The sequence below is a fragment of the Mucilaginibacter corticis genome (genome assembly GCF_007558865.1).
GTDB lineage: Bacteria > Bacteroidota > Bacteroidia > Sphingobacteriales > Sphingobacteriaceae > Mucilaginibacter > Mucilaginibacter corticis.
In genome coordinates, this window is record NZ_VLPK01000001.1 from 1,702,406 (window position 1) to 1,728,380 (window position 25,975).

At 41.0% G+C, this 25,975-nt stretch carries 24 protein-coding genes and 1 tRNA gene; 15 read left to right on the forward strand and 10 right to left on the reverse strand.

Translation table 11 applies throughout. The features are described 5' to 3' along the window. The first annotated feature begins 60 nt into the window (after window positions 1-60). From FO440_RS07380 to FO440_RS07390, 3 genes are all read left to right on the forward strand, one after another. Window positions 61-810: an SDR family NAD(P)-dependent oxidoreductase gene (locus FO440_RS07380; protein ID WP_144247553.1), complete on the forward strand. Its 750-nt coding sequence runs from the start codon at window positions 61-63 to the stop codon at window positions 808-810. Window positions 811-868: 58 nt separating this feature from the next. Continuing rightward, window positions 869-1,450: a TetR/AcrR family transcriptional regulator gene (locus FO440_RS07385; protein ID WP_144247554.1), complete on the forward strand. Its 582-nt coding sequence runs from the start codon at window positions 869-871 to the stop codon at window positions 1,448-1,450. Between the two features lie 107 nt (window positions 1,451-1,557). Further along, entirely contained in the window at window positions 1,558-2,736 is a 1,179-nt protein-coding gene (locus FO440_RS07390) for an FAD-dependent monooxygenase (protein ID WP_144247555.1), read from the forward strand. 89 nt (window positions 2,737-2,825) lie between these two features. Here the strand turns inward: FO440_RS07390 and FO440_RS07395 are convergent, their stop codons facing one another. After that, window positions 2,826-3,224 (reverse strand): response regulator, encoded by a 399-nt coding sequence (locus tag FO440_RS07395; RefSeq protein WP_144247556.1) that lies wholly within the window; start codon window positions 3,222-3,224, stop codon window positions 2,826-2,828. Between the two features lie 243 nt (window positions 3,225-3,467). Here FO440_RS07395 and FO440_RS07400 point away from each other — a divergent pair, with 243 nt between their 5' ends. Continuing rightward, window positions 3,468-6,146: a GH116 family glycosyl-hydrolase gene (locus FO440_RS07400; RefSeq protein WP_222103939.1), complete on the forward strand. Its 2,679-nt coding sequence runs from the start codon at window positions 3,468-3,470 to the stop codon at window positions 6,144-6,146. 19 nt (window positions 6,147-6,165) lie between these two features. On the opposite strand, the gene FO440_RS07405 is transcribed toward FO440_RS07400, so the two are convergent. The 4 genes from FO440_RS07405 to FO440_RS07415 form a co-directional block, all read right to left on the reverse strand. After that, complete coding sequence (locus tag FO440_RS07405) at window positions 6,166-7,056, reverse strand: helix-turn-helix domain-containing protein (RefSeq protein ID WP_144247557.1); 891 nt, start codon at window positions 7,054-7,056, stop codon at window positions 6,166-6,168. Window positions 7,057-7,121: 65 nt separating this feature from the next. After that, entirely contained in the window at window positions 7,122-7,940 is an 819-nt protein-coding gene (locus tag FO440_RS07410; protein ID WP_144247558.1) for an SDR family NAD(P)-dependent oxidoreductase, read from the reverse strand. 150 nt (window positions 7,941-8,090) lie between these two features. Continuing rightward, a complete protein-coding gene (locus tag FO440_RS24350; RefSeq protein WP_186292593.1) occupies window positions 8,091-8,255 on the reverse strand; it encodes a hypothetical protein in 165 nt (54 codons plus the stop codon). A gap of 171 nt (window positions 8,256-8,426) precedes the next feature. Continuing rightward, complete coding sequence (locus FO440_RS07415; RefSeq protein WP_144247559.1) at window positions 8,427-8,891, reverse strand: pyridoxamine 5'-phosphate oxidase family protein; 465 nt, start codon at window positions 8,889-8,891, stop codon at window positions 8,427-8,429. 93 nt (window positions 8,892-8,984) lie between these two features. Between FO440_RS07415 and FO440_RS07420 the strand changes: the two genes are divergently transcribed. Next, window positions 8,985-9,593 carry a TetR/AcrR family transcriptional regulator gene (locus tag FO440_RS07420; protein ID WP_222103940.1) on the forward strand — a complete coding sequence of 203 codons (609 nt, stop codon included), beginning with the start codon at window positions 8,985-8,987 and terminating at the stop codon, window positions 9,591-9,593. Between the two features lie 5 nt (window positions 9,594-9,598). On the opposite strand, the gene FO440_RS07425 is transcribed toward FO440_RS07420, so the two are convergent. The 3 genes from FO440_RS07425 to FO440_RS07435 form a co-directional block, all read right to left on the reverse strand. After that, window positions 9,599-9,808, reverse strand: a complete 210-nt coding sequence (locus FO440_RS07425; protein ID WP_144247560.1) for a hypothetical protein — start codon at window positions 9,806-9,808, stop codon at window positions 9,599-9,601. 123 nt (window positions 9,809-9,931) lie between these two features. Continuing rightward, complete coding sequence (locus FO440_RS07430; RefSeq protein WP_144247561.1) at window positions 9,932-11,185, reverse strand: sensor histidine kinase; 1,254 nt, start codon at window positions 11,183-11,185, stop codon at window positions 9,932-9,934. After that, complete coding sequence (locus FO440_RS07435) at window positions 11,182-11,859, reverse strand: response regulator transcription factor (protein ID WP_144247562.1); 678 nt, start codon at window positions 11,857-11,859, stop codon at window positions 11,182-11,184. Before FO440_RS07435 ends, FO440_RS07430 begins: the two co-directional genes overlap by 4 nt. Window positions 11,860-12,004: 145 nt before the next feature. Here FO440_RS07435 and FO440_RS07440 point away from each other — a divergent pair, with 145 nt between their 5' ends. Beyond that, window positions 12,005-12,601 carry a phosphatase PAP2 family protein gene (locus FO440_RS07440; protein WP_144247563.1) on the forward strand — a complete coding sequence of 199 codons (597 nt, stop codon included), beginning with the start codon at window positions 12,005-12,007 and terminating at the stop codon, window positions 12,599-12,601. A 73-nt stretch (window positions 12,602-12,674) separates the two neighbouring features. Beyond that, window positions 12,675-13,109: a PepSY-like domain-containing protein gene (locus tag FO440_RS07445; protein ID WP_144247564.1), complete on the forward strand. Its 435-nt coding sequence runs from the start codon at window positions 12,675-12,677 to the stop codon at window positions 13,107-13,109. A gap of 290 nt (window positions 13,110-13,399) precedes the next feature. On the opposite strand, the gene FO440_RS07450 is transcribed toward FO440_RS07445, so the two are convergent. Then, window positions 13,400-13,473 (reverse strand) — tRNA-Met (locus FO440_RS07450). 468 nt (window positions 13,474-13,941) lie between these two features. Between FO440_RS07450 and FO440_RS07455 the strand changes: the two genes are divergently transcribed. The 8 genes from FO440_RS07455 to FO440_RS07490 all read left to right on the forward strand — a co-directional run bounded on the left by FO440_RS07455 (window position 13,942) and on the right by FO440_RS07490 (window position 21,302). After that, window positions 13,942-14,436, forward strand: a complete 495-nt coding sequence (locus tag FO440_RS07455) for a hypothetical protein (RefSeq protein ID WP_144247565.1) — start codon at window positions 13,942-13,944, stop codon at window positions 14,434-14,436. Window positions 14,437-14,441: 5 nt separating this feature from the next. After that, on the forward strand, window positions 14,442-14,855 hold the full coding sequence (locus FO440_RS07460) for a hypothetical protein (protein WP_144247566.1): 414 nt from the start codon (window positions 14,442-14,444) through the stop codon (window positions 14,853-14,855). A 217-nt stretch (window positions 14,856-15,072) separates the two neighbouring features. Next, on the forward strand, window positions 15,073-15,528 hold the full coding sequence (locus FO440_RS07465; RefSeq protein WP_144247567.1) for a hypothetical protein: 456 nt from the start codon (window positions 15,073-15,075) through the stop codon (window positions 15,526-15,528). 37 nt (window positions 15,529-15,565) lie between these two features. After that, complete coding sequence (locus FO440_RS07470) at window positions 15,566-15,943, forward strand: hypothetical protein (RefSeq protein WP_144247568.1); 378 nt, start codon at window positions 15,566-15,568, stop codon at window positions 15,941-15,943. A gap of 450 nt (window positions 15,944-16,393) precedes the next feature. After that, window positions 16,394-16,774: an START-like domain-containing protein gene (locus tag FO440_RS07475; RefSeq protein WP_144247569.1), complete on the forward strand. Its 381-nt coding sequence runs from the start codon at window positions 16,394-16,396 to the stop codon at window positions 16,772-16,774. A gap of 29 nt (window positions 16,775-16,803) precedes the next feature. After that, a complete protein-coding gene (locus FO440_RS07480; RefSeq protein ID WP_144247570.1) occupies window positions 16,804-18,252 on the forward strand; it encodes an LptF/LptG family permease in 1,449 nt (482 codons plus the stop codon). 54 nt (window positions 18,253-18,306) lie between these two features. Continuing rightward, window positions 18,307-19,989: an ArnT family glycosyltransferase gene (locus FO440_RS07485; RefSeq protein ID WP_144247571.1), complete on the forward strand. Its 1,683-nt coding sequence runs from the start codon at window positions 18,307-18,309 to the stop codon at window positions 19,987-19,989. Window positions 19,990-20,099: 110 nt separating this feature from the next. Then, on the forward strand, window positions 20,100-21,302 hold the full coding sequence (locus tag FO440_RS07490) for a bifunctional 3,4-dihydroxy-2-butanone-4-phosphate synthase/GTP cyclohydrolase II (RefSeq protein WP_144247572.1): 1,203 nt from the start codon (window positions 20,100-20,102) through the stop codon (window positions 21,300-21,302). Here the strand turns inward: FO440_RS07490 and FO440_RS07495 are convergent. After that, the gene (locus FO440_RS07495) at window positions 21,299-25,858 is read right to left on the reverse strand and encodes a translocation/assembly module TamB domain-containing protein (RefSeq protein ID WP_144247573.1); all 4,560 of its coding nucleotides are present in this window, start codon (window positions 25,856-25,858) and stop codon (window positions 21,299-21,301) included. The two genes, FO440_RS07490 and FO440_RS07495, sit on opposite strands and share 4 nt — an antisense overlap. Between the last annotated feature and the right edge of the window lie 117 nt (window positions 25,859-25,975).

Sequence of the window (25,975 nt, forward strand, 5' to 3'; positions counted from 1 at the left end):
CGTTATGATATTACATTTGCGGAATGATTGTTCCAAATATAAAAACAATTAACATACAATATGAAAAAGTTATTAAATAAAGTAGCAGTTATAACAGGCGCATCAAAAGGTATTGGTGCAGGTATTGCAAAAATTCTTGCTGAAGCCGGAGCGTCAGTAGTAGTTAACTATGCATCAGCCAAAGCCGGTGCAGACAAAGTTGTTGAAGAAATAGTTGCAGCCGGTGGTAAAGCCATTGCTGTACAAGGCGACGTGTCAAATACGGCTGACGTAACCCGTTTGTTTGACGAAACAAGCAAGGCTTTTGGACCGGTAGATATCCTGGTAAACAATGCCGGTATCTATAAATTTGGCGCTATTGAAGAAATTAACGAAGACGATTTTCACAGCCAGTTTAACACCAACGTATTAGGCTTGTTGTTAACCACCCAGGGTGCAGTTAAAAACTTTAATGCCGATGGTGGTAGTATTATTAATATCGGATCGGTAGTGAGCAGCATTACGCCTCCGGGGAGTTCTATTTACACCGCTACCAAAGGTGCTGTTGATGCCATAACCCACGTTTTGGCTAAAGAGTTAGGCCCTAAAAAGATCCGTGTTAACTCAATTAACCCGGGCATGATTGAAACTGAAGGTACACATACAGCAGGCTTTATAGGCAGCGATTTTCACGCAGAAGCAGAACGCACCGCACCATTAGGCCGTATAGGTCAGCCTGATGATATTGCTTCAATTGCGGTGTTTTTAGCCTCTGAAGATTCGCGTTGGTTAACCAGCGAAACGTTGTTGGCTGGCGGCGGTATCCGCTAATTATAAAAATTTAAGTAAATTGAATAGCTTTGCTGTAACAAGCAAAGCTATTTCTGTTATGGCAAGGACGAAGGATTTTGATGAAGCTGAAGTGCTTAAAAAAGCGGTAAACCTTTTTTGGCTAAAGGGGTACAATGCTACGTCCATGCAAGACCTGGTAGATGGCCTGGGCATTAGCCGGTCAAGCTTGTATGATACCTATGGCGACAAGCACACGCTATTTATCAAAGCTCTTGAAAGTTACGAAAGCACCAACTCCGGCCAGATGTGTAAGATCGTCAACTCTGATCAGTCTGCAAAAGAAACGATCCGCAAATTATTGGAAATGATCGTAGGCGGGTTATTGGATGATCAGTCGCACAGAGGATGTTTCATGGTGAACGCCGAAGTGGAAGTTGCACCGCATGATGCGGAGGTGAATAAAATCATTTGCACCGCTGACCAGCAGGTGGAAGAAGCTTTTTACGAAGTGATAAAAAAAGGCCAGGACAATAACGAGATCAAAAATACCGGTGATGCAAGAGCTTTAGCAAGGTTTGTATTTAATACCGTGAAAGGTTTGCGTGTAACCGCAAAATCGACAAATGACAAAGCCGTTTTTGAAGACGTGATCACAACGACGCTTTCTGTGCTTGATTAACCTTCTCCAATCTATTTACCGCCAAAAATCTGTCGCTTACCGATTTGCCGGGAGGTTTAGCCTTTTCATGATTGCCGCCATCGTAATTGCCAGATAGTTTTGGCGTTATGAAGGCAAAGAAAATTCTTATTTCAGGGGCAAGTGTTGCCGGGCCGGCGCTTGCTTTTTGGCTCAATAAATATGGGTTTGAGGGTACTATTATTGAACGTGCGCCGGGCATCCGACCGGGTGGCTATGCCATTGATTTCCGCGGGCCTGCAATGCAGGTTTTAGAACGGATGAATCTTGTTAAAGAGATAAAAAAATATGAAACCCGAGCGGGCAATATCACTATAGTAAATAAGAACAATAAAAAATTGGCCGCTATGCCTGACGGCTTTACCAGCGGCGAACTGGAGATCATGCGCGGCGACCTGGCCAATGTATTTTACGAAGCTACTAAAGCCAATACCGAATACCTTTTTGATGACAGCATTACCGCCATACAGGAAGATGCTAATGGCGTAACCGTTAGCTTTAACCGTAGCGAAAGCCGCCGGTTTGACCTGGTAATTGGTGCTGATGGATTGCATTCTAACGTAAGAGCTTTGACTTTTGGCGATGAGTCACAATTTATGCACCACCTGGGGATATATTTCGCCATTTTTAGTACACCAAACTTTATGCAGCTTAAAGACATGGCGGGTTTATATTACGGCACTTTAGGCAAACGGGTGGGTGTATTCAGCGCGAATAACGATACTGAAGCCAGGGCCAGTTTTTATTTTGCTTCTCCGCAGATCGCCTATAATTATCGTGATATCGCGCAGCAAAAAGAAATGATTCGCAGGCGCTTTATGGGCGAACAATGGCAGGTGCCGCAATTGTTAAAACTCATGGATGAAGCACCTGATTTTTATTTCGACTCCGTAAGTCAGATCAGGATGGATAGGTGGCAAAAAGGCAGGGTAGTATTATTAGGCGATGCAGGTTACTGCGCTTCGCCCATGTCGGGCATGGGTACCAGTATGGCGGTGATAGGCGCTTATATTTTAGCGGGAGAATTGATGGCTGCAAATGGCAGCCATGTTATCGCTTTCAATAAATATGAAACTATGATGCGCCCATTGGTTTCGGCTTGCCAGAAATTAGCTGAAGGCGCTGAATGGTTTGTGCCGCAAACCAAATTCAAACTTTGGATGAGCAGGCAGATCTGGAAAATATTGCCCTACACGCCATGGAAAAATATGATGATTGAAATGCCGTTAAAAGCGGCAAACGCTATCTCTTTGCCGGATTATAATTAATAGTATAAAGTACGGTAATAGATTTAAAGTTTACTCTTGCCTGTAAATCTTATAAATAGGGATGAGTAAAATCAGTATATAAGCTTATTTTAATTTTCTTTAGCTTTTTGGGCTATCGCTTTTAACTTATCAATAGTTACAGGTTTGATCAGGTATTCTTCAACAAATGAGTAAGCGCCTGCCTGCGTCCTGTCTTCTTTTCTAACAGAAGTAGTGACCACGTAAATGGTTATCTTTTTACTAAGGCTGCCTGCCAGTGTATCGTATTCGCTCAAAAATGACCAGCCATCAACAATAGGCAGGTTAATATCTACAAATATCACATCGGGCAGTTTATCACTTTCGTCCTTGTGCTGGCGCAAATAATCCAAGAGTTGTTCGGCTTTATAATAATGCTGTATCTGGCTATAAGAATCGGTATTAGCGTGCGCGTAATCTATAATTTGATGAAAAATGGAATCATCATCCAATACAATTAAAGTAGTCATTTATATTATAATATGGGTTAGGCCTTATTGGTTTGCAACGTAAATTTGGGTAAAAATACTAAACAGGTCAAATATATCGCTTATTTCATATAAATGATACAAATCATATTCCTCACGGTATTAAGAAAAACGCTCATAACATCCGTTTGAACAGCTTATATATTTTACTTATCGACAGCATAAAATATACTTAGCAGATATTTAATTGTATTTTAGAAAAGTGCTGACCAATACAGTTTACCTGTGGCACCTGTAACCTACAAGAAAAAGTATTTATATATGTCGCCAATAAAAGATATTAAACGCCGTGATTTTATAAAAGTTTCGGGTATGCTTACTGCCGGCCTGGTTGTTGCACGCGTACCGGCAATTGCAGGTACGAAAGGGCTGAGCGCTTTATACCAAAGAGGCGCAGTAACTACATACTTTAAAAGCAAAAACGAATTGCAATACATAGGTATGCCTGTCGGCGGTATTAATTGCGGCACAGTTTACTTAGGCGGCGACGGGCGTTTATGGCTTTGGGATATCTTTAACAGTAACCAGGAAGGCATTGAACCCAAAGTTGTAGACTGGGGCTATAAAGTACAGGATAAAGGGACAAAAGTTACTTCGCGAGACGGGGCCTGCTATATCCAACCGTCAAAGGATATCCGCCCGCTGGAACAAGGTTTTGCTATCAGGATCAATTACCAGGGCACTACCATCGTTAAACGATTCCATTACGATGACTGGGACGAGATAAAATTTGAAGCAACATATCCGGCGGCAATTATTCACTATATCGATGCAAAACTGCCGTTGACTATAAAGCTGACAGCATTTGCTCCATTTATTCCGCTGGATGAAGATAATTCTAATATTCCGGTAACCATTCAATCATTCGAGTTGAAAAATACGGGCACAACGCCAATGGAAATTGAAATAATAGGCTGGCTTGAAAATGCGGTCAACAAATTTTCAATGACAAAGGCTGATGACGGAAAACGGATCAATAAGGTTTTCAATACAAAAACTCATGTTTCGGTAAATGCATCTTTTGCCGCGACGGACTTAGCAAAGGCTAATAATACAGGAGATGCAGGGTCAATGTGCCTTTCTTTTATAGGTACGGATGCTGTTGGGATTCCTTCTTTTCAGCTGCCTTTTTCTGCGGATAATTTTCATGTAAGCAAAACTGATGAGGCTAGTGTGAATGCTGACGAAAAATTAATTGGAGGAATTGGTTCATCGGCAAAAATATCGCCCGGTAAAACGATTAAAAAAGATTTCGCCATTAGCTGGCATTTCCCTAACGTAGGCGAACGCATTAATGTACCCGATGCCCGGACCGGCCATTACTATCTGAATAAATTTAAAGATGCCCCTGCAGTGGCAGATTACGTAGCTGCTCATTTTTCTTTTTTATCCGGACAAACGATTTTATGGAAAAACACCTGGTATGATTCAAGCTTGCCGCATTGGTTCATGGAACGGACCTTTTCAAATATATCAGCATTGGCAACTACTACGTCGCACCGTTTTAAAACCGGGCGGTCATGGGCTTGGGAAGGTGTTGGCGCATGCGAGGGAAATTGCACACACGTATGGCAATACGCGCAAGCTATTGGTCGAATATTTCCGGCTATCGAGCGGGATAACCGCCAACGTGTGGACCTGGGGATATCTTTACAGCCTGACGGCGGGATCTGGTTCAGGGGCGAGTATGATAAGCGCCCGGCAATTGATGGCCAGGCCGGAAGGGTTTTAGGCTGCCTGCGCGAACACCAGATGAGTGCCGATAATACATTTTTAAAAACCAACTGGCCGCAAATTAAACGCGCTACCCAATTTATAATTGACCAGGACAAAAACGGCGACGGCATGACAGACACGCCGATGGAAAACACACTGGACGCTGTTTGGGACGGAGAAATAGCCTGGATAGTAGGATTGTGCATTGCCGCTGTAAAAGCGGGCGGGGTCATGGCTCATGAAATGAATGACAATAGCTTTGCTGATCGTTGCAATGAGTACGTAGCAAAAGGCTCAAAGAATATGGATGCTGTTTTATTTAACGGCGAGTATTACATCCACCGCCCGGATGCGGTTAAGGGCCGAAGCGGAATTGGGTCATACAATACCTGCCATATAGACCAGGTGCTGGGCCAAAGCTGGGCATGGCAGGTTGGGCTGGGCCGTATAAATAATAAGGATAAAACGATAAGTGCACTAAAGGCACTCTGGAAGCATAATTTTATGCAGGATGTCGGTCCGTTTGAAAAACAGCATTCGGGTTGGCGCCCTTACGCGTTGCCCGGTGAAAGCGGTATGGTAATGAACACCAATCCCCTGAAAGAAGCCAATCCTTACGGCGAATCTGCAACCTGGCAAATGGGCTACTTTTATGAGTGCATGACAGGTTTTGAGCACCAGGTAGCCAGTCACCTGATGGCTGAAGGCATGACGGACGAGGCTTTGATTTTAACCAAAGCGGTTCACGACCGTTATCACGCCTTTAAGCGAAATCCGTTTAATGAAATTGAATGCAGCGACCATTATGGCCGGGCAATGGCAAGTTATGGCACTTTTATAACTGCCTGCGGTTTTGAATACCACGGCCCGAAAGGGTTTATCCGCTTTGCGCCGAAATGGGACAAGAAAAACTTTAAAGCCCCGTTCACCACGGCAAAGGGTTGGGGTACTTACCGGCAAAAAGAAACTGCCGGTGTACAAGAGCACGTTTTAGAACTCAAATACGGATCATTGCAACTGCAAACTATCAGCCTGGAAAAATGGAATGTTAAGCAGCAAAAGGGTAAAGTAATGATAGGGGCACAATCGATTGCAGCCAATTTTGAGCAGCAAGGTAATAATGTACTGGTAACTTTGTCAAAGCCCGTACATCTTCAAACTAACCAATCTTTAAGGATCTTTATATGATATAATTTTGGCTGATGTGTTAGTTAGCTAACTGCTTTTTAAACTGGTTAGGGCTTATACCAGTTTCTTTTTTGAACAGCCTTGAAAAATACGGCAGGTTTTCAAAACCAAGGTCGTATGCTATTTCAGATACGCTCTGATCATCAACTTTCAGGCGGTTCTTGGCTTCATTCACCAGGTAAATATGTATCAGGTCCATGGCGGTTTTGCCGGTTTCCTGTTTTAACAGATCGCTCAGGTAACGGGGGGATAAATTAAGTTGCGATGCCAGCATGTTTACCGTAGGCAGGCCCTGGTTAAGAAACAATTCATTTTTGAAATAGGCAGCCAGTGCATTATTGAATTTTGATACCGTTTTACCTGAAAGATCGGTGCGGTTTATAAACTGTCTCTTGTAAAAGCGTTGCGAGTATTTCAGCATGGAATCAATATGGGCAAGTATAATATCGCGGCTATACTCGTCAGTATTATTGCGGTATTCTTCATCTATTTTATGATAAAGGTCCCACATGATCTCTTCTTCGCGCGGCGACAGGTGCAGCGCTTCATTTGCCTCGTAATCAAAAAAGGCATACTTGTTCATCTCGGTGTGTAGTGAGTGGCCATGCAGGAAATCCTCATGAATAAAAATAATAAAGGCATCCTCTTCATACTCCACACCTTGAAACTCAATGATCTGCCGGGGTTTTACAAATATCATGCTGCCGTTATCATGATCATATTTGGTGCGCCCGTACATAACAACGCCCGACTTTAGCTTTTTAAACCCGATCATATAAAAATCAGATGTAAACTCGCGGCCGCCCAGCATACAGGTTTTCATACATCTGTATACGCTGAACAAAGGATTCTCGGGCATAGGGAAGCCGCTATAACGGTGCATATCGGCCAGGTTTTTAAAATGTTGCATAATCTTACAAGTTATACAAATCTACACCTAAATACGGTGTAGATTTGTCAATACAATACCATTAATTACTTGCCATGGGCAGCAGTAGATACCTCGCTCCAGTTATCCCACTCGGCAAAACGGCTTTCATAATTTGGTTTGATCCATGGGTAAGCGTATTTACCAAGCAATAAACGCAACGGAGGGTTTTCGCTATCGATGAGTTTCAATACCGCTTCTGTAGTTGCTTCAGGTACTCCCCACATATCATCAGGCCTGCCGGTGCTTGATGCTGCCCTTAATTCATCATATTCAGGCATGGATACCGACTGTGCAGACGAAGCGCCCGACCAATCGGTTGCAAAGCCGTTTGGCTCAACCAGGGTAACATTAATACCAAATCCTTTCACTTCGGTAGCCAATGTTTCACTCAGTCCCTCAACTGCAAATTTGGATGCATTGTATAATCCTAATGAAGGTATAGTGATCAGCCCTAACACACTTGAAAGCTGGATAATGTGGCCATGTCCCTGCTCGCGCATTACAGGTAGTATTGCCTGTGTCAGCCATAATAAGCCAAAGAAGTTGGTTTCGATCTGTTCACGGGCTTCCTGCTCGGTTGCTTCTTCAATTGCACCGAATAAACCGTAACCCGCGTTATTGATAAGTACATCAATACTGCCGAAATGTTCTTTTGCTTTAGCAATAGCTGCAAAGCCTGCAGCGCGGTCGGTTACATCCAGTTGCAGCGGTAAAACGTTATCGCCATATTTACTAACCAGGTCGTTAAGCGGATCCAGGTTGCGTGCTGTTGCTATAACCTTATCGCCTCTTTGAAGCAGGGCTTCGGCCCATAATTTACCGAGGCCACGTGAGGCACCGGTAATAAAAATTGTCTTTGCCATTGTTTTGTTTTTAAATGTTAAGACAAATGTAGAGAGGCTATTGCGACACGTTTTATACAGAAGTAGCTAACAATGATACATTTTTACGTAGACGCTGATAAAGCGTAATCGTATAGTCATAATGGGCGAAACAGTCGATCATCATAGTGCTTATCTTCTCCGCTCCTTATCGGCAAATTTATTCAATTCGTTGTCCAGCTCGGGCGATTGGTAGATCTTGTAAATAATAATAGCCAGGGTACCTATCAGCAGGGTTGGCAGAAGCGAAAGCCGTCGCGGTTGTCGCCGGTATGGGTTGGTAATGTAATTTTCCATCGTTTTGCAATCAATCTTTATCATAATAACAGCTGATAAAGGCTGATTGTTGACGGTATTTGGAATTGCTTTACAACCTAGGGTAATATGTCATCTTGTATCCATCTTTGCAAGCAGAATGCTTGCTCAATTTTAGGTAGAAGTTTTTAAACTTCTACCAGTGGTGCTGTTTTACACATTACCAAATGGGGGCTTATCCCATTCCTGCCCACGGTCAACCATTGGCCTTAGGTCAGTTATAGTGCAGCTAACGGTTGCCTGTAGTTCGGCCGCCTTTTCATCACCGTGTCGTTCTCGTATTTTGTTTTTTATTCCCTCAAATTTTTCGCTGCTATTGTCTATATCATCAACTTTAGCATAAATTCTGACACCCTCATAGTCTCTTGCGCGTTCGGCAGGGGTGTAAACCATCAAACAAACAGCATTGTTATCACGGATATTATCAAGCGTACGCGATACCGGGTCGCTGATCTCAAATTCAACATTTCCGCCGCTTACCACCCTGGGCGTACCCATAATGGCAATGCTCGGCTCACCGTTTTTATTGGCGGTACACAGTAATTTATCATGACGAGTGTTGAAAAAGCCAGCCAGTGAGGCGATGGTTTCCTCAGTCAATTCATTTGGTTTATTCATAGCAGCGATTATTTGTATTAGATACACTTTGTATCTAATACAAATGTAATTGTTTTTGTTTTAAAGTTCAAAATGTATCTTATTTTTACAAGAATGATGGGTGAACCAAAAAACAGAAGGCGCGGCGATGAACTATTAGAAAGTTTATTTGCATCGGCTTTTAAATTAATTAACGAGCAGGGACATACTAACCTGTCTTTTAAACAACTGGCAGCAGCTGCCGGCACAAGCCGTACTGTTTTATACCGCAGATGGCCAACTATCCTTAACTTGTTGCAGGATGTATATATTCATAAAGCTAAAAAGCTATTTGACGGCAGTTTTTTTGACGAACTGCAAGATACCGGCAGTTTGCGCAACGACCTGATAGAATTACTGTCGCTTTATCAGCGGATTCAGTTGGAGATAGGCATTGATATCATTAATAACTATTATCACATCAGGCTACAGGACAAGGAACATGATAAAAGACCGGCAGCTCATGACTTGGCACGTGAAAAACATTTGCAGGCAGTGCGCCGGATACTGGACCGTGCAGAAGCGCGCGGCGAGCCGATCAGAAATATCAGCCAGTTAACACTAATGCTACCTTATGATCTGATCCGTATTGAAAACCTGGTAAGGCCCGGAAACCTTGATAACGACCGTATTGAAAACCTGGTAGATGAGGTATTGCTCCCGGCATTTGTATCTAAGGAGTAATAAACCTACCGCATAAACCAATGCAGATAACCGCAACTGCTGCATACAAAACAGGTGGCGGTGCTATCAGTCCACTCCAGGTTTAAAAATGTACGTACCGGCGAGTGAAGCTGCTCATTGCGGGTATGAAAAGTGTTATTGCTGCAAAACATGCAAATTAGTTGCTTGTCGCCTATCTCGTAGCGTTTTGGCTCATCAGCGCTAAATAATCCCATTGTGATAAAAGTTTAATACAGGCAAATAACAAATTATTTTCCGGAGTTTTCATACCGGGCAAACTTTGGCATGGCCTGTTTCGTACCGCTACTAGGGATGTATTTTGCTAAACAATTCTATGTTTATTTAAAATTAACGGTAAAGGTGTGTAAATGATCTTCAAAACTGTACTGCAGCCTAAAGCCGTTATTTTCGCAGATCTGCCGTGCAAGGGTAAGCCCAAGTCCGCTGCCTTCAGAGTCTGACGCTTTTTGGAAGCGCCTAAAAATAGTACTCGCGTCAAGCGCATCAAATTTGCCGGTATTTTGAATGATGAGCGCTTGCTGATTCAATTTAACTGTTACAACGCCGCCGGGGCGGTTATGCCTAATGGCGTTACCCAATAAATTACCTAATAAAATATCCAGTAGCGTTTTACTCATAAACAAGGTAACATCGGTCAGTTCAGTATGTAACCGTAGTTCTTTATTGTAAGCCAGATCCTGGAATTCGCTGCAGGCGGTTTCAATGGTTGCCCTTACGTCAAGCGCTTCCTGATCATTGATGAGGTTGTTTTCTATTTTGGTTAATAAAAGCATCACCTTGTTTAACCGGGTAAGTTTACCCATGGTACCATACATATCCCCGATGAGTGTACCCTGCTCATCATTTAACCCTCCTGTTTGGATCAAGGTATCCAACTTGGAATTCATAACCGCAATGGGGGTCATCAGTTCATGCGCTGCGTTTTCAACAAATGTCTTTAATTCCTGGTAGTCTTGTTTAACCCGGGTTGACATTGCCGATATTTCTTCGTTCATATCCCGAAACTCTTCTATCCCGGTAGTTAATGGCGTAATGCTGTTTTGATCGGTTACGTTAAATAGTTTGATCTGTCGCAGCATATCGTAAAAGGGCTGCCACAAGTTACGGATCACAAGGCGGTTAATAGTTATCAGCGCTATAATGAGCAAAAGAATAATACCCAAGGTAATCAAAAAGATCAAACGGATTAATTCTTCGGTTTCTACTTTTGATTCAATAATATGAATACTGTAATTAACACCATTTACCCGCACCCAGCTTTGCAGGCCACGCGCGGCTTCCTGCTCTTTTTCTTTATCGTCCCAAAATTGGGTATTACTGAACTGCCTGGGCATTGTATCCTGCCCTATATTTTTAAACAGGATCTTAAGGTCTTCTGATTTGAAAACTTCAGGCAGGTTATGATTAAGTTTAACGTGCTCAAAAATTTCGTTTTCCTCGACAACCAGGTCCTTATCTACCTGGTCGGTCAGGATATAGCTGATGGTAAAGTAATAGATAAAGCCAGTAACAATGATCACCAGTATGGTAGTCAGCAAACTGATGCGGTTGTATTTATCAAGTAACTTCATCTGTCGTGCAGCTTATAGCCCATGCCATAGGCAGATTGAATATAGTCTTTACAACCGGCATCAACCAGTTTTTTCCGCACGTTTTTTATGTGAGAATAAATAAAATCAAAGTTATCAGAGATATCTATACCATCCCCCCAGATATGTTCTGCCAGCGCGTTTTTTGAAACCACTTTACCTTTGTTGACAATAAAGTATAAAAGCAGAGCATATTCTCTTTTGGTAAATTTAATAGGATGATCGCCCACAGTCACTGTTTTAGCCTGCAGGTCCATTTCAATTTCATTGAATACCAGCAGATGGTTGCCATCATAAGATTTGCGCCGGACTATGGCCATTACACGCGCCAATAATTCAGACAGGTGAAAGGGTTTGGTCAGATAATCGTCTGCTCCCAGGTGTAGTCCCTGTAACCTGTCATCAAGTGAGTTTCGCGCAGATACGATCAGTACGCCGTCGGGGTAACGGATGCGTTTTATCTCCTGGAGAATATCCAACCCGTTTCCGTTTGGCAGGGTAATATCCAGTATGATACAATCGTAACGATAAAGATTGATCTTTTGCAAAGCTGACGGATAGTCGCCTGCCGTTTCACAAATATTTCCCGCGGCCGTAAAATAATCACGGATACTGTCCCTTAACCCGGGCTCGTCTTCGATAACAAGTAATTTCACTTCTTTTTAAATAACAAAGCTATCGCGCAAAACTGTAGGAATTCTGTGTCTTTTAAAAGTCAAGAGCTTTCAAAATACCCCGGACTCTGTCATTTCTACAGAATTAATTCAGATTGTTTGACTGTATTGCGAAAAAATAAATATAATGAATAAATATTGGCTGATATTGCTGTTGTTTTTTTGCGCTTACAAAGTACAAGGACAATCGCTTGACCTGCGCCTGTTAGAACATATTAACGGCCCTGTTTCAGGTGCCGACGGAACCTGGCGCGATGTTTCAAAAAGCGTTTATGTAACTGGTTTATTAACCCCTGTTACCATGCTTACAGTAGGTTTGGCAAACCATGATAAAGAGCTCGAGATAAAAGCGGTAGAAACCGGAACAGCAATATTTTTGGCAGAAGGTGTAACGGTCGGGTTGAAGTCGATCACCAAAAGGGAACGGCCTTACCTTGCCTATCCAAATTTGATCACCGGTAAATCTAATTCTACAGATTATTCTTTTCCTTCCGGGCATACCTCGGTAGCATTTGCTACGGCTACTTCACTTAGCCTTGCATATCCAAAATGGTATGTTATCGCTCCTTCGTTTCTTTATGCCGGCAGTGTTGGCTATTCGCGAATGTATTTGGGCGTACACTATCCCAGCGATGTACTGGCCGGCGCGCTTGTGGGTGCGGGTACTTCTTTCCTTTCATGGGAGTTACAAAAGCTGTTGAATAAAAAGTATCATTATCATTAATTATCCCAATTTTCTCCAGTTTGCGGTCAGAATAAATTCAGAATCAGCCTGTAAACTTGAAGAAAAACGAATCATGAGAAAATCAATTTTTTATGTCGCGGCAGCAGGATGTTTCCTGTTTAACGCTGAAGCAATGGCACAGAAAGTAAAAAGCAGCCTGGTGCCCACAGCTGCTACCGCTGCTTTAGCCGGTAAATATCCGGCTGCCACTAAAGTAACCTGGGAAAAAGAGAAGGGCAATTTTGAAGCCAATTGGGGTGGTAAATCCGGCGAAGATATGTCGGTTACTTTTAGCCCGACCGGTACTTTTATTGAGCAGGTGCAGTCCATTAAAGTAGGTGAATTACCAGCCGGCGTGGCCAAATATGTTAAAGAAAAGTATAAGGGCGCTAAGGTTACCGAAGCCGGCAAAGTAACTGATGCTGCCGGAAAAACCATGTACGAAGCCGAAGTAAAAGGCAAAGATTTTGTATTTGACGAGCAGGGCAATTTCCTTAAAATAGATTAATACCCTCTTTTTTGATAAACTATGAAAACCCGCTTGCATAGCGGGTATTACCGCCTGATATTGGCAATCAACATATAAATATCATTACACTGCTAAAGATGCATTTCTTGAATAAAGGCGTCGAGTTTCATTTCAACATGGTTTGAGATCTATTATTCAAGATCTTTCATTTTAGTTGGGTGGAGCCCAGCATCGAACTATTCGGATAGTGGGGCAATCTGGGTTAAAGTAGTTTTTAAGGTAAAAAAAATGGGCAAATCAACTAAAAAAGCTGATTTGCCCATTATGTGTAGCGGGGAGCAGGATCGAACTGCCGACCTTAGGGTTATGAATCCTACGCTCTAACCATCTGAGCTACCCCGCCGTGGGTTATTAATTTGATAATCAGCCTTTTATGAGCTGATATGTAAGGGCGTTTTTTATCAACCAAGCCTGTTAACGGTTTTGTTAACGGTTGCGCCCTTTCCGGTGCGTGAGCGCAAAGATAAGAAACGTGAGTATAATATTAGAACATTTTTGATTTTTGTTATAATGCTACTAATTATGTAGTGTTATTTAAGATACAAGTGTATCCTAATAATACTAAAGTCAGGCTAGGAATTTAAGTATGCTTTAAACTTTCAAATGATCTATGTGATTAATTGTCAAATACTTTCGAAGAAAACCGATCAGAGATTTATTTTAAAATATTTGTATTTTAAAATCGCTATATATATATTTATTAATATTAACCACGGGTTCATAGCAAATTTTTATCAAATTATAAGTGGTCAAAATTTACTGTATTAAATCAGATAAATTTTCAAATTCTTAAATTTAATGTCTAAAAAATATGTACTACAATAAAATAATCAGCGGTTTTTTAATTGGAAGCTTTTTGGTTTTGACAAATTCGTGCTCTAAAGTCACTTGGGCAAGCTTCACTACATCTAAGGAAAATATTGAATATATTCCAAAGCTTTTGGATGCCTACTTACAAAGCCCTCCACTGAAAAATGTAAGAATCTTTGAATATAATAAAGAGAAATATATGGGATTATTTATTATCAATAAAATAAATTTAGTTAATAAAAGAAATTTAATGCCCAATTCTACAGTTTTTATGCCTGATAAAGAAAAATTTTCAAAGCTTGTTGGAGGCACGACAACACGTAGCAAAATTGGGAGCTATAATTTAATTCAATATACCCCTTCCCTAGGAGAAGAAGAAATTGTTACGGCACATTTTATAATGGAAGCCGTAAATAATATAAGAAAAAATAATTTAATAGAAGTCTATTCTAATACAACATCGTCCATAACAAACTATTTTATATTATATAAATAATTGCCATGCTCTACTCAAGAATTTTTAAAATATTAATTGTAATAGTAACACTACCATTTTTGGGCTGTTATACCGCTGCAAAGTATAGTTATCCCTTAACAGAAAATAATGTAGCCATTATCAAAGATACATTTTTTAAGAATGATACTGAGTATCCTTGGATCATAGTTGATTCAATAAAAACCGCAAATGAGTATATTTTGAAAGGCTATAGAACGGTGGGAATAAATATAAAATTAAATGTTCAGGCTGCAGGAAAGCAGGATTTTATAGGATATATTAGAGTGACAAACTTGCTGTTTTTTAGGCAATTTAAAATGGAAAAACATTTTCTCGCGGTTCTCGGTCAAAATCTTTCTAACAAAACCGAAATCGAAAACGCCTCAAAAAAGGTCTTAAATGAAAAAATAAAGCAATGAGATTTTAATATGTTGACAATATTTTGTGTAAAATTATTATTGCATGGATCACAAGCTTAAAATACGCCATTCAAATTTAACCAGTTTATTTACATCGCTGTATTGCATACCATTTAAATAGAAATATTTGAAAATATCTAATTTACCAAATTGAATTATTAAAATATTTAATAAGTACCTATTTCCTAAACAATGACTTTACGTCAATCATAATTATATGAAATTAGTTACCAAAACAAGAAATGATGAAGGCGGCTTGAGTAGTACATTTTATGAAATTCCTAATAGCACAGTTGCTGGAGGTGCAATTATTTTGACCATTATTCAAACGTTGGCAACACTATTAGGAAGCTACCTAAGTAACATTCCCAAACAACAAAACGATCAAGCGTTAAATCGATTGAGAGAAAAAAACTTTACAGTTCAAGTTCTTCAAAGAGTATTAGAAAATCCCGATTCAATTAACCGATCAAATTCTTTACAATTATTAATAAGCGCTGGGGTCTTGCAAGATTCAGAAAATAAAATTTTGGAAATCGCTAAAGTTCCTTCTCGTATTCCAAAATGGCAAATACATCCTTTAGAGCCAGTTTTTGGCAACATTGGATCAGATTTAAAATCGGACCAAGTATTACCTCAAAATAAATCAATTAACAATGATTCTATTAAATAAACACTAATAATAATTATAAACACTTAAACTTTAAAACATGGAAAAAAAACTAGACTTATCAGTAAAACAAACTTCTGGCTTCAAAGAAGTTGAACTTTCTGCAAAAGAAACTGAGTATCTTAATCAAATTTACGAAGTCATGCTTATTAATTCAACTGATTTTGTAGTTAAATTAGTGAGCGTAAATGGTGGCCCTTTTATTCCAACTATGAATATTGGAAGAACTTGTCAATCCGAAGACTATCAGAATTGTGCATCAGGTGGACATTATCAACCATTATGTACTGTGAATTGTGGAACTGACGTTAAGATTGCAGTTAGGTGGCAAAACGCAGGCAAATGGTGTGAGGCACATTGGGACTCTTTCTTTGCTAACTGTAGTTATAGGGGTGGGATAATACAATTAATTCCTTAAAGTTTCAAATTACGACCATCAAAAATACTTTAAACAAGGCTGGCCTTCAGCATCAATCTTCTAATAATTGCATTAATCTGAATGTTGAAGGCCAGCTTTGTTTCACAAAGCACATATTGCTACCCATGGAAATACAAACTTTATTTTATAAATGGGATAAAAAGGAATATACAGAAAACTACATCCTTACTCGCAACGAACTCAACGATTTTGACAAACTGCAAACGAGTATTAATCCAAGCTACAAACAGTTATATGATTGTATCCAAATTCAGATAATCCGAAAAATTCAAACCGATCGACCTTAGGGTTATGAATCCTACGCTCTAACCATCTGAGCTACCCCGCCGGGTGGTCTCCCTCTAAAAAAGGTTTGCAAATATAGGATAAATTCGTTTCCTTTAGAAAAAATGTTAATATTGTGGCTTAAGCCTGAATTATAAACCCCCTATGTCTGAAAAGAAGAAGTTTGTTATTGAGTATGAAATAAAATCGTCGCCACGAATATTGTATACTTTTCTGAATGAGCCCAACGGGCTTAACCAATGGTTTGCCGACGAAGTTAACGTACGTGACCAGGTTTATACATTTACCTGGGATGGCGAACAGCAAAAAGCTAAATTACTGGCTATCAAAGAAAATAAGCTGGTAAAATTTAAGTGGGAGGATGATGAGCCGCAATGTTATTTTGAAATGGAAATATTGCAGGACGAATTAACCAATGATGTTGCTTTAAGCATTACAGACTTTGCCACCGAAGAGACTATCGGCGAGCGCAAACTGATCTGGGATAACCAGATCCAATACCTTATTAGCGTACTGGGCGCATAAAAGCTTTATTTTTTCGTTAATTTTGTAACGTGAAAAAACTGCACCTTTTATTGATCAAGTCTTTTATAAGGCCATTCATTGTGACCTTTATGATCGTAATGTTTGTGCTGTTGATGCTGTTTCTGTGGAAATACATTGACGACCTGATAGGAAAAGGCTTTGAGTGGTACGTTATTATGGAGCTGATGCTCTATGCTTCGGCTACAAACGTGGCTATGGCGCTGCCTCTGTCTGTACTGCTGTCGTCTATTATGACCTATGGTAGCCTTGGCGAAAATTATGAACTCGTTGCTATTAAATCGGCAGGTATATCCTTAACCCGGGCAGTTGCGCCTATGTTTATTGTGGTAATTATTTTAAGCGTGGCGGCATTCTTTTTTTCGGAGTACATGTTGCCCAAGGCCAATCTTAAATACTATTCGTTATTGTGGGATGCAAGGGAACAAAAATCTGCCAATTTTTTGCCTGAAGGTGTGTTCAGCAATAGTTTCCCCAATTATACCATTAGGGTAGAAAAGAAGGACGACGACGGCCAAACGCTGCATGATGTTACCGTTTATTCAAAAAGTACAGATAATACTCCCCCTTTTGTTTTAAAATCAAAAACAGGGAAAATGTACCGTTCTAACGATAATCGTTACCTGATATTGGAGTTTCAGGACGGGATACGATATGAAGAAAGCCCGGGTGGCTCAACCTTTAACCCCGACCCGCGTCAAAAATTTACCCGGTGGCGTTTTAAATATGCACGCTACAAACTTGATCTGAAAGGTCTTGCATTTAACCGTACCAGCGAAAGCAGTTTTAAAAGCGCTTTCCAGATGATGGATACCAAGCAGCTGAAGGATACCATGAAACAGATGCAGCACCTGATAGATAGCAGCGCTAACCTTAATTTAGGGTTTGTAAGGGGTTACATGAAATACTACTCAATACCTGCAAAGCCATTTACAAGTACAATTAAAGGATACACCAAATATAATAGGGGTATTATGAGTGATGCCATGGATGCGCAAAAGCAGGCTTATCTTACAAGCGCTTTGAGCGAGGCCAGATCTATCCAGGACCTGCTAAAACAGCGTTCAGACCGCTTGGATGATTTTGTGAAAAGTTTTAGGAGCGCGTTTGCACAGTACCAGGTAAAATTTACGCTGTCTGTATCATGCCTGGCTTTGTTTTTAATAGGCGCGCCAATGGGGGCAATTATCCGCAAAGGCGGTTTAGGCTTGCCTGTAGTGATCTCTGTTATTTTTTTCCTGATCTTTTATATCATCAAAACCATTGGCGAGAAAGCGGCTCACGAGGGTAACCTATCGGGCATAGCCGGGGCATGGATCTCTATATTGGTAATAACGCCCGTGGGGATATTCTTGTCGTACAAGGCTTCAACAGATTCTACTTTATTTGATGCAGAATCATACAAACGGTTTTTTGAAAAGCTGTTCAGCGTTTTTAAAAAGAAACAGGATCTAAAATAACCCAACCCGGTTGCTAACCGGTAACTGCTTATAACCTTTTGCAATAGTGATCAAATGCAATTAAATCAGCCAGCAAAACCTTTGGGGATAAACGGGGCCTGGTGGCTTTTGGGGTTGATATTGGTTGTAAACCTTGTACAAAGTATCTTCTCGCCCTTATTAAATGACGAGCCTTATTACTGGCTGTACGCGCAATACCCCAGCTGGGGATATTTTGACCACCCGCCTATGGTTGCGTTCCTGATCAAATTAGGTGGTTCGTTATTCGCAGGTGAGATAGGCGTAAGGTTATTGAGCGCCGTGTTAGGCAGCTTGACTTTTTTTCTGTTGTACAAGCTTATTGAGGGCGAAACAGGCAAGCCAATTAATTTTAAACTGGCAGCACTTTTATTGCTGTCATCTTTATTTTTAAATCTTTATTCATTTTTGGCTATTCCGGATACGCCGATGCTGTTTTTCGGGGTACTGTTTCTGTATGCTTACCGCAGGTATTTAAAAGCGGATGATTTTTTAAATGCGCTTATACTTGGCGTGGTAACAGCCTTATTGCTGTATTCAAAATATCATGGCATATTACTGGTAGGATTTACCGTATTGTCAAATATCAGGCTGGTTCTTAAGCGGTCGTTCTACCTGGTTTTTATCGTAGCGATAGTGTTATATATCCCGCATATTTATTGGGAGTTTCAGAACGATTTTCCAACTATCCGTTTCCAGTTTACCGGGCGGGTTAATGCTTTTAATATCCAGCATGTACTAAGTTACCTGGGCGAGCAGGCCGCCGTTACCGGGCCATTGTTCCTGCTTGTTTTTAGTATTTTATATCGGCCTGAAAATCAGTTTCAGAAGGCACTTAAATATAATGTAATTGGCGTTTTTATCTTCTTTTTATTCTCGTCGTTTAAAGAGATGGTAAATGTACACTGGACAGCAATTGCCTTTCCGGGGATGCTTTGCCTGGCTTATTTGTACATTGAGAAGTTAAGATCCGGCAAAAAGATCATCTGGGGGCTCTTGGTCTTCAACCTGGCAATTGTGCTTTTTTTCAGGGTGAATATGATCTTTAATATCTTCCCGGTATCAAACTTTAACGACCGAAACCCGCGTGTAATGGCATCGGTATTAAAGGCAAGATCAAACGGCTACCCGCTGGTGTTTGCAGATATGTACAATGATCCATCTTACTACAGGTTTTATACGCATGATGATTGTTTCGCTGTAAATAATGTCTGGTATAAAAAAACGCAGTACAATTACCTGCCCGGTTTAGAGCAGCAATTTCAGGATAAAACGGTAAGCTATGTTTCGTATGGGGCTATCAATCCGTCGAGTCAGAAAGTGACTATCCCTAAAGGGAAAACCTATTATATAACTACCCTGCCCGGTTTTGTATCGTTTAATAATATTAAGGTAGATGTCGTTAAAGCTGCTGATCTTAAAGCATCGGCCGAAGGCACCATCCCCATAACAATAACCAACAAACTAACTGCGCAACAGCAACAATTCTTTAAACGTAAAGGTGCTTACCTTGTACTAACGTTGATTAATAATAAAACCCAGGCACCGTTTTACTTTAAATATGACAAGCCGCTGGATATAAACAGTACTAAGCCGCTTGATTTCAGGTTTAAAGCACCGGCCGAAAAAGGTGAATATCACTACATCTTTTCAATGGTAACGCCGGGCCATATCAGCACGGGTTTTAACAGCAATATTTATAATTGCCGTATTGAATAGGGCATAATCCCGTTATATATTACACAGCGAAGACTTGATTTTTTTTATTATGAGTTAACTTTGCTATAGTAAGCTACGTATAGTTAATACAAGCTGTAAAATTTACAAAAATGCTAAATACCATACCAGAAGCTATTGAAGCTATAAAAGCAGGTAAAATTATAATTGTTGTTGATGATGAAGACAGGGAAAATGAGGGTGATTTTTTAATTGCCGCGCATTACGCCACGCCCGAAGCCATAAACTTTATGGTACATCACGGGCGCGGACTGGTTTGCGCGCCAATTACGCAGCAGCGCGCTACCGAGCTTGAGCTTGATCTGATGGTTAGCAACAATACCACATCGCACGAAACTAATTTTACGGTTTCTGTCGATCTGCTGGAAGGTTGTACTACGGGCATCTCTGCATCAGACCGGTCGAAAACTGTAATGGCGTTGATCGATCCTGCTACAAAGCCAGAAGACTTGGGAAGGCCGGGACATATTTTTCCGTTAATAGCTAAAAATGGTGGCGTACTGCGCAGGGCAGGGCATACAGAAGCAACCATTGACCTTGCTGTACTTGCGGGCCTTGAACCTGCCGGGGTGATCTGCGAGATCATGACTGAAAATGGCGAAATGGCGCGCCTGCCCGAATTGTTGCAAATGGCCAAAGATTTTGATCTTAAAATTGTATCGATAAAAGACCTGATCGAATATCGTTTGGTTACAGAGACCCTGGTTAAAAAAGAGGTTTCTGTAAACCTGCCTACCGAGTGGGGCGATTTTGAAATGATAGCTTATACCCAGCTTAATACAGGCGAAAACCACATGGCGCTTGTAAAAGGCACCTGGGAGCCCGACGAGCCTATATTGGTACGCGTACACAGCTCGTGCGTTACCGGCGATATCTTCGGGTCATGCCGTTGTGATTGCGGCCCGCAATTGCACAAAGCAATGGAGATGATAGAGAAAGAAGGTAAAGGCGTTATTGTGTACATGAACCAGGAGGGCCGTGGCATAGGTTTGGTAAATAAATTAAAAGCTTATAACCTGCAGGAAAACGGGTTTGATACCGTTGAAGCCAATATTAAATTAGGTTTTAAAATGGATCAGCGTGATTATGGTATCGGCGCGCAGATACTGCGCAGCCTGGGTGTTTCAAAAATGCGCCTCATGAGCAACAACCCTAAAAAACGTGCCGGGCTAATTGGTTACGGATTGGAAGTTGTTGAAAATATCCCTATCGAAATTGCATCAAACCCGCATAACGAGGCCTATTTAAAAACCAAGCGCGATAAAATGGATCACTCCATCATGCGCGAACATTAATCTTCGTCATCTTTTTTAGCAGGCTGCACAGGTACCACTGGTGTGGTATTTGGCGCGGTAGGTATGCCGTTGGATATTGGTGTTGTAATAGGCGTAGGTAAAGGATTTACCGGCTTGGTTGTATTCGATCTGCGCCTTCTGAAAAAGTTTCTTACAAACTCTCCAAACGTGTCAAAATCGCGCTGGTAAACCAAACCGATACCATTTACATATTGCACCGAGTATTGATCAATTGTAGTAAGCGTGTTGTTCAGCGCACGGTATGAATAGCGGGCAGTAAGCGTACCGTCACTCCTGATCAGGTATGATGCCTCGAAATCCTTAGTTAAGCTGGCAAAGTTTGAGTTGAGCAGGGTAGTGCTGTTGTCAAACAGCGTGCTGCTGCCTGTGGTATTAAACAAACTGCCGTTAAGTATTAAACGTTCTTTAAAGAATTTTAACGACGCGCTGGCATCATTAAATGACCGTATGTTAAGGTCGAGATTTTTTATAACATTTGATTGCGCTATCAGGCTGTTCAGCTTATTAAACGCAAACTCGCTCACCGCGTTACTGGCCGTACCCACCACCTGGTTGGTTAAGTTGTTACTGCCTGCGCCTGATGCAAAGCTGCGGGTTACAATAACACTTAATGCCTGGCGGTTACGGTTGTTGTTATCAGCAAGGTAGGTGGCAAGGTCATCTTTGATTGACGGGTCGGTAGGGAAATTAAAGTCAAAGCTGATATCCGGATGGATCAGGGAATTGGTGATCAACAATTCAGCCTGTACCAGCTCTGTATTTGAACCTTTAGGGCTGGGGAAACCTGCCGCATCATACAGCGGCTTAACCTCGGCCCGTACCTCGTAAGTAGCCCTTAGGTTGATCTCGGCATTACTTGGGTTACCCGTCCACCGGATAGTACCGCCCTGGTTTACCGTAAAGTTTTTGCTGATGAAGTTTTTAGCCGTAAAATCAAACTTACCTGACGTAATGGTAAACTCCCCGAACATATCAAAATCGCCCAAACTGTTAATGCGCAAGCTTAGGTTTTTTGATTGACCGCTACCTTGCAGAACCCCGTAATCCGTAGTGATCTTTACCACAGTCTTTTCATCAACCGTTAGGTCAAAATTAAGGGTGACACCATTAAATGCTTTTGACTTATCTGCCTTAACCGTAGTAGTATCATTATGGCTTACAAACTTTATAAAGTCATAATCACTTACGGTTGATGACGTGTTAAGCGGAATATTAAATACCGTGCCCGCCTGTGTTGACGCGGTGATATTGATATTCATGTTATCGATCGGCCCGTTAAACTTGAACGAGCCGGTGCCAAACGCGGTACCGAAATAAAGGTGGTTATCTTTAAAGGTAGTATTCAGCGCCATCAGGTTATTGGCCTTAAGCTCGACATTAAGCGTAGGATTAGAGAAATTATTCAGGTCGACCTCGCCGTTAACTATGCCCTGCCCTTTGTAGATATCCTTTAATACCATATTGTCGATATGGATAACACTGTTTTTTACACTCAATTTATCATTAACTGTATAGGCTGTTTTCAAATAATTTACCGTGAGGCCTGTGTTGGCTAAAGTAATATCGCCATTCAGTTCAGGTTTGGTTAATGATCCCGTTAACTTCAGATCTGTAGACAGCGTGCCTTTAAGGTTTGATACCAGGTCCTTAATAAACGGTTCAAAAATAATAGCCTCTGTTTGGTTCATCTTTACATCAAAATCCAGCTTATCCTCAGTTCCTTTACCCAGGTAATAGGCCCCACCGATGTTTAAAGTTTCAAGCCCTCGGTTTAGTATGTTTACGTTTACGTTAGCCCTGCTGCGTTCATTATCAAGGTTTGATACCACTTTAATATTACCTACTAAAGTCTGGTTCATTTTAAACGAATCGATATTAACATGCGCATCAACTCCCGGCGATTTTAAAATAGAGCTAAACATGATATCACCATTCATGGTGCCGTTTAACGCTATGCCTGCCGATTTAGAAAGCTCATTAAACGTCATCATCCTGAATTTGATAAATGAGAGTTTTAATTTATCAGCCGGGTTGTCTGAAATAAATCCGTCTATGCGGGCTTGCTGTTCGCCGTTTGAAAGCTCAAAACCCGAGATCTGCGTTTTGCCATCCAGCAAACGGATCCTTACCTGCTCTTGCAAACGCCAGGTTTGGTGCTCAATGATAATATCAGATGGCAGCAGTTTCAGCTTGGCGGTAGTGTCCCTACCAAACTCCACAAGTCCGTACAGATCCAGTTGGTTGGTCGCATCTTTATCGGCCAGTTTTATGTTGAATTTCAGGCTGTCTTTGTTAATGAAGTTGGTAATGTCAACGTTCTTGATGAAAAGGTCTTTGGCCAGGTCAATCTGTTTTAAAGATAAGTTGATGCCTAAGTTGTCATCGCTGGTGCTTTCGTCCAGGATGAAATCATGAAACACAATTTTTTTGTAGATAAAGGTTTTGATATAACCGTTGACGGTAGCCGTTTTATTGACCGAATTAAAATTACCGTTAAAAGTGCCCTGATCGGGTATTTTAAGGTCGGGCAAGAAGATAGCCGTAAGCGGGTCAAGATTTTTTATCTGCAGCTTTAGCTCAAAGTTTTGCGGCTTTGGTGGGGTGATATCTGTTTGTAACGACGGGATATATTTCTTGGCGATAGTTTTGAAATATGATGGCAGGGTGGCCAGGTCATAACTGCCTTTTATGCTGCCGTCAAGCGCGTCTGATCGCAAGGCTATCAACCGAGAATCGCCTTTACCCGTTGCCGAGAAATACACCGAATCAAGCAAATAATTATTTCGCGGGTCGATGATCCTGATGGGCGACAGCATGACATGGCCCTCAAAGTTCTTCAGGTCGTCGCCAGAGAATTTTGTTTTTAGCTGCGCGCTGATCGTAATGGTATCGCCGGTAAGTTTTAGCACATGCAAGTTGGCATCCTGCACGTTGGCAGCAATATTATACACCGGTAACGCCGGGTTAAGGTCAAGGCTGCCATTGCCGTCAAATTTTATGTTTTTATCGTTGATGGTTAGTTTGGCATCTATCTTTTTACCAATGTAAGTACCGTTTACGGCAATATTTTGATAATTGTAGTTTTTAAAGTTAAAGTAGCTGATGTTGGCGCTTACGTTTTCATCCATGTTCTTTAACGCATCGCCGCTGCCTTTTACGTTGGCTTTAAAGCTTGTGCGGCCTATGGTTTTCTCACCCAGTAAACCGCCCAGGTCAAAGTTAAGTGCACTGACCGTGCCTGCATAAATAGGCGTGCCTGCCTTATTTATTTTAAGCTTAAAATCAGGATCGAATCGGCCTAATTGCGTTTTAAACGTACCGGTAACCGCGAAGTCGTTTTGTGAGCCGGCAAATTTTCCGTTAAAGTTGATGTTGCCAAACTTGCCTAAAATATCGGGCGCTACCGCTTTTGGATCGCCGGTAAAATGCCCGTATAAATAATCAAGATCTTTTTTGTTGGTAGCTATCTGGTCAAACTTCAGGTCCAGGAAGGTATGGTCCCAGTCAGGCAGTCCCTTCAGGTTAAAATCGCCTTTTATAAATGTGGCTTGCCCTGCGGTAACGGTAAGCTCTTTGGCTTTTAGGTTGTTAACTATACCTTGTATGCGCCCATCGACACCCAATTCAAAGTTCACTTTTTCAAGTCCGCTGGTAAAAAACGCGATATCGGTTGATGAAATATGCGACGACCTGAAATTGCCATCCATATAAACTTTGCTGGTAAATTCGCTAAAATCATCAAATGATTTAAACTTCATATCCAGGTAGTTTTTTAGCAGCGATCTTGGCGTTTGTATCAGCAGGTGTTTTGCCAGTATGCGGTTCGAATCGACAGTGGTAAGCGCGGTAAAGTTTTTTAAGTAAAAGCCGCCTTTTTCTTTCAGCGTTAAATGGTGCACATCGCCCTTAAACAGGTGGTGCGTAATATCCATATTATTTACTACCACACCAAAGTTGTGTACATCAAGGTCGTCAAAATTGATGCCGTTAACCACCTCATTGCTGAGCATATTTTTATACCTGAAATGGAAATTGTTGATTACCACTTTTTCAAAAATTGTGGTCCACGGTTTACCAGGCGCTTTTTTGGTAGTGTCTTTTGATTTTAAACTATCTAAAATAAAAGTAAGGTTAGAAGTAGAATCTTTTTGTTTTTTTAGATAAACAGAGCCGTTATCCAGTTGGATCAGTTGAAAGTCAATTTTATGCGCTTTGATACTGCTGAATAATGAGAAGCCATTAAGCTCGACAGTTAGTTTGGGAGTTCGAACCAGGGTGTCTTTTTGTTTATCAAGCACATAAAAATCTTCAAGCACTACAGACGAAAAAGGCTTGATGTACAGGCTCTTGACATTAACCTCGGTGCCGAGTTTTTGCGACAGGTATTTGGTGGCTTTTTTTGCCGCCCAGGTTTGCACCGGTTTATACTGAAATAACAGCACCAATATGCTCACCGTTAGTAGCAGGAACAATACTATACTTAGGGCTATTTTTAGTGCTTTTTTAATAACTTTGTTCTTTAATTCAGAATTCAAAAGTAAAAATTCAAAAACACGCAAAGTGTTTTACTTTTTGAATTTATAGTTTAGTTTAATTATTTATTTTGATCGTTAGGGTCTTTTTTGACTTTTAACTTTTGATTTTTGACTTGT

Excerpts from the sequence above, each read along its gene's own strand:
- FO440_RS07380 (WP_144247553.1), top strand. The coding sequence starts at position 61 with ATGAAAAAGTTATTAAATAAAGTAGCAGTTATAACAGGCGCATCAAAA.
- FO440_RS07385 (WP_144247554.1), top strand. The coding sequence starts at position 869 with ATGGCAAGGACGAAGGATTTTGATGAAGCTGAAGTGCTTAAAAAAGCG.
- FO440_RS07390 (WP_144247555.1), top strand. The coding sequence starts at position 1,558 with ATGAAGGCAAAGAAAATTCTTATTTCAGGGGCAAGTGTTGCCGGGCCG.
- FO440_RS07395 (WP_144247556.1), bottom strand. The coding sequence starts at position 3,224 with ATGACTACTTTAATTGTATTGGATGATGATTCCATTTTTCATCAAATT.
- FO440_RS07405 (WP_144247557.1), bottom strand. The coding sequence starts at position 7,056 with ATGCAACATTTTAAAAACCTGGCCGATATGCACCGTTATAGCGGCTTC.
- FO440_RS07410 (WP_144247558.1), bottom strand. The coding sequence starts at position 7,940 with ATGGCAAAGACAATTTTTATTACCGGTGCCTCACGTGGCCTCGGTAAA.
- FO440_RS24350 (WP_186292593.1), bottom strand. The coding sequence starts at position 8,255 with ATGGAAAATTACATTACCAACCCATACCGGCGACAACCGCGACGGCTT.
- FO440_RS07415 (WP_144247559.1), bottom strand. The coding sequence starts at position 8,891 with ATGAATAAACCAAATGAATTGACTGAGGAAACCATCGCCTCACTGGCT.
- FO440_RS07420 (WP_222103940.1), top strand. The coding sequence starts at position 8,985 with ATGATGGGTGAACCAAAAAACAGAAGGCGCGGCGATGAACTATTAGAA.
- FO440_RS07425 (WP_144247560.1), bottom strand. The coding sequence starts at position 9,808 with ATGGGATTATTTAGCGCTGATGAGCCAAAACGCTACGAGATAGGCGAC.
- FO440_RS07430 (WP_144247561.1), bottom strand. The coding sequence starts at position 11,185 with ATGAAGTTACTTGATAAATACAACCGCATCAGTTTGCTGACTACCATA.
- FO440_RS07440 (WP_144247563.1), top strand. The coding sequence starts at position 12,005 with ATGAATAAATATTGGCTGATATTGCTGTTGTTTTTTTGCGCTTACAAA.
- FO440_RS07445 (WP_144247564.1), top strand. The coding sequence starts at position 12,675 with ATGAGAAAATCAATTTTTTATGTCGCGGCAGCAGGATGTTTCCTGTTT.
- FO440_RS07455 (WP_144247565.1), top strand. The coding sequence starts at position 13,942 with ATGTACTACAATAAAATAATCAGCGGTTTTTTAATTGGAAGCTTTTTG.
- FO440_RS07460 (WP_144247566.1), top strand. The coding sequence starts at position 14,442 with ATGCTCTACTCAAGAATTTTTAAAATATTAATTGTAATAGTAACACTA.
- FO440_RS07465 (WP_144247567.1), top strand. The coding sequence starts at position 15,073 with ATGAAATTAGTTACCAAAACAAGAAATGATGAAGGCGGCTTGAGTAGT.
- FO440_RS07470 (WP_144247568.1), top strand. The coding sequence starts at position 15,566 with ATGGAAAAAAAACTAGACTTATCAGTAAAACAAACTTCTGGCTTCAAA.
- FO440_RS07475 (WP_144247569.1), top strand. The coding sequence starts at position 16,394 with ATGTCTGAAAAGAAGAAGTTTGTTATTGAGTATGAAATAAAATCGTCG.
- FO440_RS07485 (WP_144247571.1), top strand. The coding sequence starts at position 18,307 with ATGCAATTAAATCAGCCAGCAAAACCTTTGGGGATAAACGGGGCCTGG.
- FO440_RS07490 (WP_144247572.1), top strand. The coding sequence starts at position 20,100 with ATGCTAAATACCATACCAGAAGCTATTGAAGCTATAAAAGCAGGTAAA.